A 15409-nucleotide genomic window follows, 5' to 3' on the forward strand; every position below is an offset into this window, starting at 1 on the left:
ATTGATAATTTCTGTGGGATAATTGATTTGATTTTTTTTTATTGGAAAAGGTAAATATTAAATTGGCAATTATAATTAACACTATAAAAACTCTAAAAACAAATAAATTCAACTATTTCCTACTAAGCATCTCCATTTTAATAGGTACTATTCTCCGCTACAATTTTTGGGCAGACAAACCTGCTGACTCCATAGAAATATCCACTTTAGGTTACAGTCTCGGTCATAACTTTCTTGACATCCCCCTAGATAAAGTCATCACTTGGCAACAACTCCTCTCACCCCTGCGCTTCGACGCAACAATTCCCTACAGCGATGTCATTCACAACCTAATGACTGAAAGCACTCATCCCCCTCTATATTTTCTGCTGACTCATTTTTGGCTAAAAATATTTACCCAAGATGGAGAAATAGTATCATTAGTAGTAGGGCGATCGCTCAGTGCTTTGTTTGGTGTATTAGCTATTCCGGCAATATTTGCCCTTGGTTGTTTTGCCTTTCGTTCTCAGATAGTGGGGCAAATAGCTGCTGCACTGATGGCGGTATCTCCCTACGGCATTTATATTGCTCAAGAAGCTCGTCATTATACCCTAACTATTCTCTGGATAATGATTTCTCTAGCTTTTCTCATTCAAGCAATACGTTGTATTCAGCAGCAAAAAAAATTACCTTTATGGTTAGGAGGTTTCTGGATAATAATTAATAGTTTAGGCATTGCCACCCACTACTTTTTTGCATTAACCCTCGCTGCGGAAGGTTTAGTTATGGGTTGGTTTTTGCTCAGGGATATCAAACAATTTTCTCAACGTTATTGGTGTCACATTTATATAGTTGGGTTGGGGAGTTTGGTAGGTTGTTTGGTGTGGTTGCCAGCAGTGACAGGTATTTCCAGCAATGACTTGACGAGTTGGATCGATACCAGTTATGACCTAGATGAAATATGGCAACCTATTTTGCGTTTATTTGTCTGGGGAATAACAATGATATTTATGTTGCCAGTGGAGGGAACAAATACTTTTATTAGCATCCTTTCTGGCGTAACAATGTTGTTAGTTTTAGTCTGGATTTTTCCTGGTTTATGGAGGGGATGGAAAAGAGCGTTCGCGGAGCGTGGCGTCAGCTATATCGCTTCTCCATTAGCAGGTCTTTCTATTCAGATATTAGGAGCATTTTTAGGGTTTGCCATCCTCCTATTTTTATTTGTAATTTATGGTTTAGGAAAAGACATATCTTTAGTTGCTCGTTATGGCTTTGTTTATTTTCCTGTAGTTTTATTGTTGTTGGCTTCAAGTATGGCTAGTTGTTGGCAAAATAATATTGAGGATAAAAAAACAAGAAGCAAATTGTTTAAAAATATTCCTAATTTTTTCAGAGCAACAGGCAAAAAAGTAGTTGTCATAATATTAGTAATGGGATTATGTGGAGCCTTAAGTGTAGTTACAAATTATGCTTATCAAAAATCACGACGAGCCGATTTATTAGCCCAAGTCATTCAAACCAAATCTCAAGCTCCAATATTGATTGCTATGAGTTATAAAACTCACTCAGAAATTCGTGCTTTAATGGCTATTGGTTTATATTTTCAAAGTTTGGAAAAAAGACTAATTTATCAACAGAAACATTAGAATTTATTCTGGCAAAAAAACAAGAAAATTCAGCATTATTACCAGATTCAACAATTGCTAAAATCTTGACAGAAAAAACCAGACCTCTAGACTTATGGACAGTGAATTTAGAAGTAAATGAAAATGATTTAGAGAAATTCAACTGTTGGGAAAATCCCGATAATTTACCAAAAGTTAATTATAGTTATGAACTATATAATTGTAGTTCAACAATGAATAATGAATAATGAATAATGAATAATTACCTCTCCTTGAAAGAAGAGGATTGACAAATTCATGAAAATTTTTCTTCTCTTGGTCGATTGGATATGGCGAGGAGACCCGCTCTTATCAGAGCCGCTGCGAATTGCGCCATCCCATCCTACGGAATGCTCCGCAAACGACCGCTTATTATCCCCTTAAAAGGGGAGGCTTTAAACCACAATTTTTCGGTAAAATAAGAAAGGCAGAAGGCAGAGTGCAGAGTGCAGAGGGCAGAGGGCAGAAGACAGAAGGGGAGAGGTTTTAGAGCTACTTTACTTTTTGTTAAATACTGAGTTTTTTTCGTCTCAACCAAATGAAACATTATTGACTAAATTGATGAATTGTGATATGGATGAATAATATAAATAAGTAGCGATCGCTAAAATGCGTATTATCAGTCGGAGGATGCTGAGAATATACTGGGAAAAACATTCTAATGCTAAACCTGGACTTTTACTATGATATAATAGAGTATAATAGAGTATCAGATGCAGAGTTTCAAAATTTTAATGATTTACGGCAAATCTTTCCTTCAGCAGACTTAGTTGGCAATTTTACCGTCTTCAACATTGGAGGAAATAATTATCGACTCATCACTTACATTGATTACGAATACAAAATAATTTTTATCCGCGCCGTACTAACGCACTCCGAATACGATCAGGAAAATTGGAAAAATGACGACTGGTTTCAAAACTCCTAACAATTATTATATAGACTTAATTACCACATTTCCCCCTCGCCCCATAACTAATGAAACTGAATTAATTGCTACTCAAAATCGGATTAATTCTATTTTAGACAAAGGTTCCCTGACAAAAGACGACCGCGACTATCTAAAAATTTTAGGAATGTTAGTCTATGAATATGAAGAAGAACACGAAGAAATTCCTACTATTTGTGGTGTCGAACTCCTGAAAGCTTTATTAGAAGAATCTCAACTTTCTCCTCAAGATTTAGTTCCTATTTTAGGCAATGAATTTATCGTATTAGAAGTATTGAATGGTAAATGTCAACTTTCAGAACATCAAATTCAAGAACTAGCTAATTTCTTCCAGATTTCTCCATCTTTATTGACAAATATTGCCTAAGTCCTGAAATCTATAAAGTTACAATACTGTAGGTTGGGTTAAGCGCACTTGGCAACCCAACAGATACCTAGGGTTTGCTGATTAAATCTAAAAGCACTGATATATAAAAGTTTTAGCCTTTTTGGAGCGAAAAAAAGTGCCAACTTTTCAGCTTGAGTTACCAAAAAGTTAAGACAAAAGACAGACAAGCACAGAAAGATACAGGCACAATTATTCCTCTCTACTTTCTCTTTCTCCCCACCCTCCCCACACTTCCCACACTTCCCACACTTTCCACACTCCCCACACTCTGCTTTTTTCAGCAAGCCGTAATTTATAAACATTCAACCAGACATGATATTACTCTATTTCTGTCGGTGGTATTTCTGTATTATTTCTCTGCCTCAACTTTCGATGCAAAGTTTTGACCCCTGATAATAATAACCCAATTACTACAAATACAAGGAAAGCTGCGAACACTGGTACAGAAATCGCCAAAATTGACAACACCGAGGAACTTAATAACTCCATAGTGGAAACTCCAGGATTTGCAAATCCTCCGGTGAGACTTGTAGATGCTAATCTGGTAACATCTGTTAAACCTTGCACTGTTCCCGCAGCACCCCCTCCCACCACCGCAGCGATCGTCCACTGTAGCATTGGACTCATCTCAGTTACAAATGAACTTGTGATGATTGTACCTGCAATGACTGCTGTTGGAGTAGCAACAATATCTAGTAGTTCATCTACCCAAGGAATATAGTAAGCTGCAACTTCTAAAAATGCACCAACTCCGAAAGCTATTGTTGCTTGTGGGGTACCCATCCAGGCAAAATCAGAAGAAAGTTGTAAATTTCCTGACTGTGCTGCAATACTCATGACTAAAGGAGGTACAAATATCCGAAAACCACAAGCTGCACTTAAACCTACACCTAGACAAATACCTAATAAAGTTTCCATAATTTTATTCCTAATTTTTCCTCATAAAAACTGTTAATTTTGCTGGTGACTATTTAATAATTATTCATTACTTCAATCTTTTATCTGCCGATTGCCGATGTATAAATATATATTATCAAGATTGACAAATTATCTTTTAATGTTAATGTTTAAAAATGGTTTTAAACTAAATCAGGACTTACGCAAATTGACTGTTAAACCACCATCTGTAGGGGCGAATGGCATTCGCCCTCACTGGATTTAGTGTCTCTGCGTAAGTCCTGCTAAATAAAAATACCGCACTATTCAAGATGGTCAGGTACAGTTTTATCGCAGAAGGAAGAAGGCTATAGCATTTCTCATAAAGATGAGGTACATTTACGATCCCCCGCGCATCCCCCTTAAAAAGGGCAGGGTCTATTTATTGTCACGAGAGAAAAAAGAAGTAGGGGAGTGGGGGAGTGAGGGAGTAGGGGATGGGGGAGCATTTGTCAATTCATCGTCACGCTTAGAAAAATTGTATCCTTTGAAATTTTGAAATTTTGTGCATCTTGCTAGTGAGTTAACCAAAAATATACAGTTGTAAATATTCTAGGCGCGACAATGAATTAGCCCTGCTTTAAAAAGGGGGACCCGTGAAACCTCCCCCCTTTTTCAGCGGTTCCCCCCTTATTAAGCTATCCCTTACCCATAACTCCTGAAACCCTTGTGGGAGGGTGGGGAGGATGGGGAGGATGGGGAGGATGGGGAGGAGCGGGAGGAAGAATCTTGTCTACAGTTATCAAAAAAACGTATTTTTCAATACATTTTTCTCCCGAAAAAGACGAACTAAGACTTACCCATAACTTGTCAATTTAGTCAAGTTTTATGTTAAGAAATATGTGGGTAAAGCATAGCCCAGGAGGGGAGGGGAAGTAGGGGATTTGAGCTTCTCTCCAAAAATATTGCGCCTTAAAAGGCGGGGTTGCGCGACCCATATTATCTTGATAAAGATAATATTAAGAATTTAAAAATAAAAATTGACATAAAAAAATAAATATGGTATAAAATACTTTATAAATTCATCAAGCTCTTTGATGATAGTGATAGGCATGATTAAGCGCGATCGCTAATTGTCTTAGATCGGGCAAAAGTTTTGCTTGACGCAGTTCCGACCATAGGAGGCTAACTGATAACTGAAATGACTTGAATCTTTGAATAACTAGAGAAAAATAAACAATCATTCTCAAAAACTACAACTATATAATTAGAAAACACAAAAAAATGTTTCTTATAAATTTAGCAAACTCAAAAAAATAGAAATAATAACGCTTTTAATCGCAATATATTAAAGACTCAACATATTAGCGTAAATTAATTGTGGAGACAGACAATCGTGATAGGGCATTCATTAGAAATAGACGATCTAAAAAAAGTTAATAGCCCGAAAAAAATAGTAGCCTTGTTTAACAAACTTGGCTATAATTTACAACTGGAAAATTTAGAGATTGAAGAACTAGAGTTACCCGTTTCTTACAGTGCATCTATTGATAATCTTTACAGAATTAATAGCAATGAAGAAGATAATTTAGAAATATTTTTGTTTGAATTGCTACAAAAAGAATTTAAAACACACCGTAGACTTCAAGACAAAATAATAACTATTTCCCAAAATCTTCCTCAAAGCAAAAAAAAAAATTACTAATTTGTACAAACAACTACCATCAGTTAGTAATAGTTGCTCTTCAGACAATCAAAAATATAAATATCAAAATTAAATGGTGGTTAATTGACTGTAAAAATCCTACTTATTATGATACTTACTGGCTAGAAAATATAACCATAAATAATTGGGAATATACAGAAGAATTTATAAATAAAGAGCCTACTAAAAGTAGCTACGACCAAGATATAGAACCACCAACCGCAACATTTACTCAAGACTCCATTCAACTTTATCACAAAGAAATTAATAAAATACCTCGCTTGCGTCCTGAGGAAGAAATTAGTTTAGCTCATCAAATTGATGAATTATTAGCTTTAGAACAAATTCGTGAAAATTTAGAGAAAAAACTCCAGCGATCGCCTAATGAAACAGAATGGGCGACAGCTGTCAAAATGAGTATACCAGAATTGCGCGACCGCCTCCAACAAGGTAGACAAGCCAAAAATCAAATGGTGACAGCTAACCTGCGACTGGTGACATCAATTGCCAAACGATATCAAAACCGTGGACTAGACTTCCAAGATTTAATTCAAGAAGGTAGTTTAGGATTAATTCGTGCTACAGAAAAATTTGACCATACAAAAGGCTATAAATTTTCTACTTATGGTATTTGGTGGATTAGACAAGCTATTACTAGAGCTATTTGTGACTATTCTCGCATCATTCGCTTGCCAGTTTATCTCTATGAAACCATTTCCCAAATTAAAAAAACAGTTAGACAGATGTCAATGGAACGTTCTCTGTTAACTGCAGAAGAAGTCGCTACACGCATGGAAATGACAACAGAGAAATTACGATTTATTGTAGAATGCGCTCAAGAAACGTTATCTTTAGATAACCCTATAGACAAAGGAGAAAATACCATCTATCAGGAAGCGATCGAGTTTGATGGGGAAACACCAGCAAAATATGTCTTTGAAAATTGCCTACAAGAAGACGTAGAAACTGTTCTCAACACTTTAACTGAACGGGAAAGAAATGTGTTACGAATGCGATTTGGTTTGGATGATGGTCAAGAAAAAACCCTGAAGGACATTGGCGATACTTTTAATTTAACGAGAGAAAGAATTAGACAAATAGAGGCAAAGGCATTAAAAAAGTTGGAAGACCCAAAACGTAATCGTATTTTGAGGGAATATCTTCGTTAGAAAATAATGCGCTGCCGCTACGCGGAAGTCAAAAGTCAAAAGTTAAAAGTCAAAATTATTGATTTGTAATTGTTTTAGGATTTTGTCACTGGTCAGTTATTTCCGCCATCCTGCAACAGTAATATCATGTCCGGATGATTATTTTTGCTCGGGATGGTTTATTTTATCTGTCTGAGATGACTTTGTAGTATTTTGTTCAGTTTCATTAGGTTGACTAGATTTCATTAAACCAGAACCATGCCACAGAAAACTGACAATCATTATTTTAGTTAATGCATTTAATTGCTCTAACTTTTCTTTGTTCATTGGTTGATTTATATTATTAGCTTGCATGAATTTTGAGTCGATATTTATTTTTTATAAACATTAACAAATCTTTCAACAGATATACTGATGAATCCGGTGAGGGTAATTACTTAATTTAGAAAATTGATTATGTAGCGTTCGGCTTTACTACTTAAGCATTTCGGCGCACTTTGACATAATTAATTAAAGAAGCACTCAGCAATCAGTAGGATAGAACTCCGTTCCGCTCCGCGGACATAAAACACGGAGCGCCGAAACATTTTTTTTGTGCCCTCATTTGCGGAGCATTCCGTCAGGAAAGGGGATTTTAACCCAAGCGCTGAATGCTAAAAGCTGATAGCTAGTTAACTACTATATTCTGCTTCAATATTAATACATAAATTTTAGGATTAGTATAAAAGTTACAATTATATTTTTCCGTATTTTTACTGAAATAACTGTGATTTATATTCTTGATTTAATGTGACTTATACTATAGATATTGTGTGATTTAAAACACAATATAAATTTTATCTAAAAGGTCATTTCAGTTATCAGTTATCAGTTATCAGTTATCAGTTATCAGTTATCAGTTATCAGTTATCAGTTATCAGTTATCAGTTATCAGTTGTCAAAAAAATTTATAAATTAATATCAAATTCACCGAACAATTTATAGCAATTTTCTGCAGAGTTTTGTAGAAAATATTCACAGCATTATAGTATTAGATAACAGGAGTAAAAATTTCATGATTTTATCTATGAATTTGAAGAAGGTTTTAGGTGGTAGGTTGTAGGTTGTAGGTTAATTATTTAGTGGTAGGTTAAAATTTTTGACAAATATTGTACAAGTTGATAGATATCAAAATAAGTAAGTAGTCAGTATTTAGAAGAAAGTAAAGAAGAAAAATACTCTAACCTAGACTGTGGTGAGAAAACATCTTCGCACGATCAATAGTGAGGAATTAAATTCATAAATATCTTTCTTCCTTGTTCCTTCTTCCTTGTTCCTTCTTCCTTGTTCCTTCTTTATTGTTCCTTCTTCCTTGTTCCTTCTTTCTTCTTCCTTCTTCCTTCTTCCTTCTTCCTTCCTAATATTAAGAAGCAAAATATTTACCATATAAATCTGGATATCTTTCTTTTATCCAACCACCTAATCCTTTTCTTGGGTCTCCCTCAAGTTGACGTTCAAGAGCAGCAATAATACCCTCATCCATCACCTCATCTATTAAATCAAAAATAAAGATATTACAATCTTCTCCTCGTCTAGATTGAAATTTATTAGCATTCAAATCAATTCCTAAATAAAAATCTATTGCTCCCTCTGTCTCAATATCACTACCTACACCAATCATTAAAATTTTAATCTCATCTTGACTATTGATATTAGAACAAGTTTTTCCAATAACATTAATAAATTCTTTATTATCATCAATTTGACCATCAGTATAAATAATTATAAAAGCACCTTTATCATCAGTTCTATTAGAAAACCACTGAGATAATGCCTCATTTAAAGTAGGGGCAATGTAAGTCGCACCACCAGGTTTATTTTCTTTAAAAGCAGCTTGTACTTGAGCAGCATCTCTGAGATAAATAGTTTTTGTTGGTTGTTGATTTCGATTGAAAAAATATAAAGTTACCTCATCACAAATTATGCCATAATCATCATCTTGTTCGGAGAGAATTTCAAATACATGACCTTGTACAGTTTCTTGAAGATATTGCCAACGATTTTTGTTTCCTGTAGTCGAATCAGATATTGTCATGGAACCACTACGGTCTATCAAAATAAAAACATCACGATTGTAAATTTGTGGAATTGGCATATTTTCCTCCTTTGGTAAGATTAATTCAGCAGGTTTTTGATAGCTTATATTTTTGCAGATATATCTACATATTTCTAAGATTTTACCAAACTTTGCCACTATAAAAGATATCAGTAAATTAATTTGTTTCATCCTACGTTAATTAAAATTAACAAAACTCAAAAAGGAAGTAAAATAGACCGCAGTTGTTGAGAAAAATATCATAGAAAAGAGGAAAAGTCTTTAGTTTTTTTGACTCTAGTCATATAATAATACCCTGTTAAATATTTATATCATGTCCGGATAATTAGTGATAAAAAAACTTTCTCCTTCTTCTCCTGTTCTTGTTCTTCCTTCTTTCTTCTTCCTTCTTCTTTCTTCCCTCCTGACTCCTGACTTCCCCTCCCTCCACGGTCGGGGTTAGGGGTGGGTTGGGAACTGTTACCGAAAAATTGTGGTCTAATATAGAATCCTGTTATATAGTATATTTTGGTAATTCTATAATTACTTCAACATTTAATCTCCCCCATTCCCCCACTCCCCACTATACAATAATACCAATTTGATAAGTGTTTGTTACAAATAGTAGGGACGTTGCATAAGGGCGTCCGTACGAAAGGAGGAAGAAGGAAGAAGGAAGAAGGAGGAAATATCGAAAAAAAGGTAAAAAAAATAGAGATAACTATCTAAAATGAACGAGAGTCATTATTTTTAAGCATATCTTATCTAGAGGCACTGTTTATAGCATTCTTTTTTCAAATTGGTATAACTATTCAACCGGATTTCTATATAAAGCCTCCCTTTTTAAAGGGATAAAACAAATAGACTATTCCTTATGTCAAACCTCCTTATTGCAGAGGTGCTGATAACTGATAACTGATAACTGATAACTGATAACTGAGATGAACTACATCCAGTTCAACTCCATTAAAAAATTAGCAATTCTGTGAGCTGCACCCGGTTGACCCATTCTCTGAACCCCATTTTTAGCAATTAATTGTAGTCGGTCTGGATCGTTCAACAAAGACTTAACTGCATCTGCAACTTCTCTGGGGTGCCTGACCAAAATTACAGAAATTCCTAAAAGGCGACTTTGAGCTTCCGCAAAAGCAGATGTGAATTGAGGACCATTGCCAGGAATAGCGATCGCTGGTTTCCCCAGACCAACAAATTGTTCCGTAGCAGTACCTGCCATCGCAATAGCTAAATTTCCCCGATGCACAAATTCAGGAAAAGCTTGTCGGTCTAAAATCATACTAGCATTTTTATTCTGAGAAGTTAATTTGACAGGAAACTGAATATTTCCCTCTCCAAAAAAAAAGGTTGGTACAGGACGATCGACTGGCAGTTGTAAAATACTGTTTTGAGTATCAGTTCTCATCTCTCGTTCAGTCTGCCAATGATAAGACTGAAGCAGTGTAATAAAAGGTTCTAAACTTAAATTAGGAGCGATCGCCCCCAGAAACAAAAACTTTTGCTGTGGAAAAGTTTCGAGCAACCCTACAACCGCTTGAATAATAATTTCCCAATTTGCATGAGCTTCAGGAGAACGAGATCCAGGTAATAAAGTAATAGTCACTTGGTTCTGCATTCCTAGCATTTCTGCATCAGAGCGGTCTCTTGACAGCAGAGAATTTTCTAACTCTACACCATCCATCATGGGGTTTCCCAGATAATAAGAGCGAATTGACTTTTTTCTGAGTATTTTTGCTGTTAGAGCGTCTCTAGCAAGTACCGCTCTACACTTACTCCTACTCATTAACCAACATTCCCAAGGAAAGTAAACCGACTTTGACCAATGCTGAAAACTTTCTACCCAAGAATTAGAGGCAAGTTTCCCAGTTTCATCTCGAATCAAATATTCTGATTTAGCAGTTCCTAAAAAAGCATAAGGTACTCCACTCAACCAAGCAAATAATAAAGGTACAATATCGCCAACTGCAAAGATAACTACTTGATGACCTAATTGAATTTCGGAACTTACCCAATATTTTAATGCTTTGAGTTGAGTAAAGGTCATTTTTAATAAACCACCTTTGACATCTTGCCATAACTGCTGTCCATCCATATAGATAAACCCCCCAGAAGGCATTTTTTGTCGGGGACCAATAATTGAGAGACGAGGTATTTTGGTATAAGCGCATCCTTCCCCAACTATAGGCAAGGCAGCAAGACTAGGAGGAAGAGGATATTTTTGTAGTTCTTGTACAATTTGAACTGCGATCGCATCTTCCCCATGACCATTACTAAGGCAAAGTATCTTCAAAGTCATTTCAGTTATCAGTTATCAGTTATCAGTTAGCCTCCTATCGGAGGAACTGCGTTAACAGTACCTCTAGTTAAAGTCAGAGGCTTAAAATATTGAACTTTATTTTTTTCATCCCCTTGAAAGGGCGAGACCTTATTTTTTGGTCATAATTAAAATTCGGTAATAGGGAACAGGGAATAGTTAATATTAACAAGTACAGGACTTACACAAAACATGAAATTATACACCGTTTGTAGGGGCGTTACGAAGTATGCGAAGCAAACGGCCGTTCGCCCCTACCAGATATAGTGGTTCTGCGTAAGTCCTGAAGTAGTTCAAACAATCCAAAATACAAAATTATTAACAGAACTTACCCATCACCAACGCCTAAAATTCAAACTAATAGTTCGTAATTGAAGCACCCTGAGAAGTAGTAGAAGTGAGGATACTATTTAGCATATCTCAGGGATTACGCAAATTGACTATTAAACCACCATCTGTAGGGGCGTTAACGATAGTTATGCGAAGCAAATGGCATTGGCTAACGCCAAGCTACGCTTTACACGCGGAGCGTTAACGGAGTTATGCGGTAGCAAAACGCCCTCACTCGATAACGGGCAAATATCAGGAACGGGCAAGATGCCCATTCCACAAAACTATTAAGAGGATATCTGAAAAGTTTTTTGATACTGAATTTTGCCCCCCTAGCCCCCCAACTTTGGGGGGAACAAGAATAATTTGCTTTTAAAAGTCCCCCAATTTTGGGGGATTTAGGGGGCTTGGATGTAGCAAATGGTACTTCTCAGACAACCTCTAAAATCATTCCGCATTTATGCAACGCCAAAACTTTAGTCAAGATGTTCCATGGAATGTCCCTACTACTAAAATAAAAACTGCTGTAATTCACTAAGACAAAGAGAAATGGGGAAATAAAAATGAATATATTAAGAAACTTACAAAATGGCAAATATACATTAGAACAAGAATTAGGAAGGGGAGGTTTTGGTATTACTATCAAGGCTACTCATAATTATTTAGGACAACCCGTAGTTATTAAGACTCTCAATGAGTCTTTATGTCAACATCCTAACTTTGAGGAATTTCAAAAGAAGTTTCAGGATGAGGCAAGAAGACTCGCTTTGTGTGTCCATCCTAATATTGTCAGAGTCAGTGATTTTTTTGTGGAAGATGGTCAACCTTACATGGTGATGGACTATATTCCGGGTAAAACTTTAGCAGAAGTTGTATCTGGTGGACAACCTCTACCAGAGGCGATCGCCGTGCATTATATTCGTCAGGTAGGCAATGCTTTGATAGTAGTGCATCAAAATAATTTGCTCCACCGAGATGTTAAACCCCAAAATATTATGCTACGTCGGGATACTGAGGATGTCATCTTAATTGACTTTGGTATTGCCCGGGAATTTATTGCTGGTAAAACTCAGGTTCACACTAATTTGGTTTCTGATGGTTATGCTCCTCCAGAACAGTATTTTGTTCAAGGAAAACGTACCGCAGCAACAGATGTATATGGTTTAGCTGCGACTCTCTATACTTTATTAACAGCACGACTGCCAATACCAGCGATGAGGAGATCCCAACAAGAAATGGCTACTCCTAGGGAATTACAGCCTCAACTTAGTCCTACTGTTAATCAAGCAGTGCTAAAAGGTATGGCAATGGATATTCAACACCGACCTGCAACTGTGGAGGAATGGCTAAAACAGTTATCAAATTCTAGCACAACTGATTTACATTCAACTATTCAGGTTGTACCTCAACAGCATCTAGGTCATAATGTGGGAAGTGGAAAAACTGCTACTACAAATATTCCTCCTACACAAAGACCTAAAGGAATATTGATGTGGGGTATACCCGGAGCGATCGCTACTCTAACAGTAGGAACATTAGCAGCAATATTGTTAAATTCTCAGCCCCCTGACACACCACCTATAGTTCAAACTCCTGCACCATCTCCCACCGTTAGACCATCAGATATTGCTCAAACTCCTATATCAAAACCAACTGCACCTCCTACACCATCTCCAAAGTCTAATGATACGGAGCAATTGCCCAATTTTACTCCTACCCCATCACCATCTCCACCTCCAACCCCCACTGCTGTTCCTCCTATAGTTAGACCAACCCCTACTCCTTCACCTCCAGTAGAAAAACCTACACCCATACCACCTACGGTTGAGCCAACCCCAACTCCAACTCCAACTCCAATTCCAACTCCAACTCCAACTCCGGTGCAACCTCCCGAAGATTCAGTTCCTGACATACCTATAGATTTAATATTGCCAGATAATATTCCTTCCGATCCTATTGATAATTCTACTATTAGGGATCTGCCGATTATTCGTGGCTTACCTCCAGGCACCTTAGAAAGTAAAGTAATAGAATTATTGGGAAAACCTACAAAAGTTAAAGAGCGTGGCTATTGGCCGAATACTAGGGTTGCGATTTATGATTTACTTCCTAATAAAGTTAGTTTAGGTTATCTATATGATCGGGACTCTAGTCGCTTGCGACAAACTGAGTTGTCTGTAGCAGATGGTGTAGATGGCCTAATGGTAAGATTAGCTTTTGCAAATATGTTGAATTTGAGAATTACTCCAGAAATTGAACAAGGACTGCAAGATGTGCGAAACCGTAAAATTAATCGCTACGAGTTTAAAACAGGTAATCTTGAAGGTCTAATTGAGCGTAGTAGGAATGATCTTGTCTATATTGGTGTGTGGGAAGATGATTTACATTAAGAGGGAGTAGGGAGTAGGGGAGATTGAAGTAATTATTAGACATCTGGTAAAAATCAAAAATAAAATCAATTATTATCCATATATCATCAATTATTCCCCCCTGTTCTCTGTTCTCTGTTCCCTGTTCCCTGTTCCCTCTTTTCTAGAGATATCTAAATGACTCCTGAATTCTAAATTCTAAATTCTAAATTCTAAATTCAAAAGTTGTCATAATGAAAATAATTGTGTAAGATAAAAACAATAACACGGGGCATTAACGGTTTCGACAGGGTGGTGAAATCTACTTTGTGATTCAGGTCGAGAGTGAGTCTTCTCTCGCAAATACCGGGCTCAAAAAATAATAAGTGCAAACAACATTGTACCTTTTGCTCGTAAGCAAGTAGCTGTAGCTTAATTGCGAAAACACCTCTTATAGGTTCGAGCGTCTGTGATTTGACTCCGTTAAGGATTGCAGACTTAACCCCAACGGATGCACTGGTAAACTGCCTCTGGTCAGCTGCTGGTTAAGACTTTACTAGAGAATCCCGCCATCCGGGATAATGGATGGTCCCGGCTCTGAGGGTTAACAAGAGCTAAACCTGTGAATGAGCGAAGAGTAAATAGCCATTTTGGACATGGGTTCAACTCCCATATGCTCCATTTATTAAAGAAGGAAGAAGGAAGAAGGAAGAAGGAAGAAGGAAGAAGGAAGAAGGAAGAAGGGAAAATTATAGATGGATAGTTTTTCACACCTCACTCCATCTCTAAAAGCCTCAAATAATTTTAAGCATCGTGTAGACGGTGGGTTATTAAACCCGCCATAGAAAAGATAACAATTATCCTAAAGCCGTTTTTTGCCTTTTGAGCATAAAGCGGTTTTTTTAAAGGGCATTTGTAATATTATGTCCCTTGGAGCGCGTTTGTGTAAACCAAAGCATGAATATGTCATGACTTACGCATAACCACTAAGTAGGCAGAATAATTCAGGGACAAATATATCCGACTACTTCCTCACTAAATTCTATCCTCCGCTCCTCCTAACTACTCCCCTACTTCTTAAAAAGACTTTTTCAGCAAACCCTACTAATCTAAAAAATAAAAGCCCCTTTGTCTATATTGACCAAGGGACAAATAACTATCAGGGTGCATCTACTAAACGTAGTATAACACCCATAAGGGGCAAAACCCACTATTTGAATAATTTAAAAAAAATATCATAAATCTAATAAAACATAAGTTTCATTAAAGTAAGCACCCATATCATCAAAAAAAAAGCCCCTTTGTCTATATTGACCAAGGGACAAATAACTATCAGGGTGCATCTACTAAACGTAGTATAACGCCATTAAGGGGTTAAACCCCTCATTTAAATATTTTTATTTATTATGATACATATAAGTATTAATAATATTTATTTAAAGTTTCTTTGCAAGAGTAAAAAAATAAAATGTACAGCTATATATTTTAATTAAAGTGTAACTTTAAAATAAGAATACATAGAACCCTTACAGTGCTGTTCAGATTGATAAACCACATCGTCATAACCAAAACCCTGTAAGGGCCAATGCCATTTGCTAACGTAGAGCTGCCGCTTTATA

General features: G+C 36.4%; 13 protein-coding genes, 1 other RNA gene and 1 pseudogene. 9 read left to right on the forward strand and 6 right to left on the reverse strand.

Annotated elements, in window-relative coordinates:
- The first annotated feature begins 62 nt into the window (after positions 1-62).
- The 4 genes from SAGCYANO_RS03560 (at position 63) to SAGCYANO_RS03575 (ending at position 2959) form a co-directional block, all read left to right on the forward strand.
- Positions 63-1625 (forward strand): glycosyltransferase family 39 protein, encoded by a 1563-nt coding sequence (locus tag SAGCYANO_RS03560; protein ID WP_202218821.1) that lies wholly within the window; start codon positions 63-65, stop codon positions 1623-1625.
- Between the two features lie 65 nt (positions 1626-1690).
- The gene (locus SAGCYANO_RS03565; protein ID WP_202218822.1) at positions 1691-1852 is read left to right on the forward strand and encodes a hypothetical protein; all 162 of its coding nucleotides are present in this window, start codon (positions 1691-1693) and stop codon (positions 1850-1852) included.
- A gap of 452 nt (positions 1853-2304) precedes the next feature.
- Positions 2305-2571, forward strand: a complete 267-nt coding sequence (locus tag SAGCYANO_RS03570; RefSeq protein ID WP_237395711.1) for a type II toxin-antitoxin system HigB family toxin — start codon at positions 2305-2307, stop codon at positions 2569-2571.
- Positions 2546-2959: a type II toxin-antitoxin system HigA family antitoxin gene (locus SAGCYANO_RS03575; RefSeq protein ID WP_202218823.1), complete on the forward strand. Its 414-nt coding sequence runs from the start codon at positions 2546-2548 to the stop codon at positions 2957-2959. Before SAGCYANO_RS03570 ends, SAGCYANO_RS03575 begins: the two co-directional genes overlap by 26 nt.
- A 339-nt stretch (positions 2960-3298) precedes the next feature.
- Here SAGCYANO_RS03575 and SAGCYANO_RS03580 read toward each other — a convergent pair whose 3' ends face one another.
- The gene (locus SAGCYANO_RS03580; RefSeq protein ID WP_202218824.1) at positions 3299-3898 is read right to left on the reverse strand and encodes a DUF4126 domain-containing protein; all 600 of its coding nucleotides are present in this window, start codon (positions 3896-3898) and stop codon (positions 3299-3301) included.
- 121 nt (positions 3899-4019) lie between these two features.
- Here SAGCYANO_RS03580 and SAGCYANO_RS47280 point away from each other — a divergent pair, with 121 nt between their 5' ends.
- The gene (locus tag SAGCYANO_RS47280; protein WP_255502452.1) at positions 4020-4142 is read left to right on the forward strand and encodes a hypothetical protein; all 123 of its coding nucleotides are present in this window, start codon (positions 4020-4022) and stop codon (positions 4140-4142) included.
- A 799-nt stretch (positions 4143-4941) separates the two neighbouring features.
- Here the strand turns inward: SAGCYANO_RS47280 and SAGCYANO_RS03585 are convergent.
- Positions 4942-5100 carry a hypothetical protein gene (locus SAGCYANO_RS03585; RefSeq protein ID WP_202218825.1) on the reverse strand — a complete coding sequence of 53 codons (159 nt, stop codon included), beginning with the start codon at positions 5098-5100 and terminating at the stop codon, positions 4942-4944.
- 152 nt (positions 5101-5252) lie between these two features.
- On the opposite strand from SAGCYANO_RS03585, the gene SAGCYANO_RS03590 reads away from it, so the two are divergent.
- Together SAGCYANO_RS03590 and SAGCYANO_RS03595 are read left to right on the forward strand one after the other, a co-directional pair.
- On the forward strand, positions 5253-5561 hold the full coding sequence (locus SAGCYANO_RS03590) for a hypothetical protein (RefSeq protein ID WP_237395712.1): 309 nt from the start codon (positions 5253-5255) through the stop codon (positions 5559-5561).
- A gap of 227 nt (positions 5562-5788) precedes the next feature.
- Positions 5789-6730: pseudogene (locus tag SAGCYANO_RS03595) on the forward strand (sigma-70 family RNA polymerase sigma factor); the annotation flags it as partial.
- Positions 6731-6868: 138 nt separating this feature from the next.
- Here SAGCYANO_RS03595 and SAGCYANO_RS03600 read toward each other — a convergent pair.
- The 4 genes from SAGCYANO_RS03600 to SAGCYANO_RS03615 all read right to left on the reverse strand — a co-directional run bounded on the left by SAGCYANO_RS03600 (position 6869) and on the right by SAGCYANO_RS03615 (position 11094).
- The gene (locus tag SAGCYANO_RS03600; protein ID WP_237395714.1) at positions 6869-7063 is read right to left on the reverse strand and encodes a hypothetical protein; all 195 of its coding nucleotides are present in this window, start codon (positions 7061-7063) and stop codon (positions 6869-6871) included.
- 870 nt (positions 7064-7933) lie between these two features.
- Positions 7934-8134, reverse strand: coding sequence for a hypothetical protein (locus SAGCYANO_RS03605; protein ID WP_202218828.1), 201 nt, complete (start codon positions 8132-8134; stop codon positions 7934-7936).
- Complete coding sequence (locus SAGCYANO_RS03610; protein WP_202218829.1) at positions 8112-8975, reverse strand: VWA domain-containing protein; 864 nt, start codon at positions 8973-8975, stop codon at positions 8112-8114. Before SAGCYANO_RS03610 ends, SAGCYANO_RS03605 begins: the two co-directional genes overlap by 23 nt.
- Before the next feature lie 754 nt (positions 8976-9729).
- Positions 9730-11094 carry a lipid-A-disaccharide synthase-related protein gene (locus SAGCYANO_RS03615; protein ID WP_202218830.1) on the reverse strand — a complete coding sequence of 455 codons (1365 nt, stop codon included), beginning with the start codon at positions 11092-11094 and terminating at the stop codon, positions 9730-9732.
- Positions 11095-12005: 911 nt separating this feature from the next.
- On the opposite strand from SAGCYANO_RS03615, the gene SAGCYANO_RS48790 reads away from it, so the two are divergent.
- Entirely contained in the window at positions 12006-13832 is a 1827-nt protein-coding gene (locus tag SAGCYANO_RS48790) for a serine/threonine protein kinase (protein WP_202218831.1), read from the forward strand.
- A gap of 247 nt (positions 13833-14079) precedes the next feature.
- Positions 14080-14474: a transfer-messenger RNA gene (ssrA, locus tag SAGCYANO_RS03625) on the forward strand.
- Positions 14475-15409: the final 935 nt, after the last annotated feature.

This window comes from Okeania sp. KiyG1, assembly GCF_014132355.1.
Classification (GTDB): Bacteria; Cyanobacteriota; Cyanobacteriia; order Cyanobacteriales; family Microcoleaceae; genus Okeania.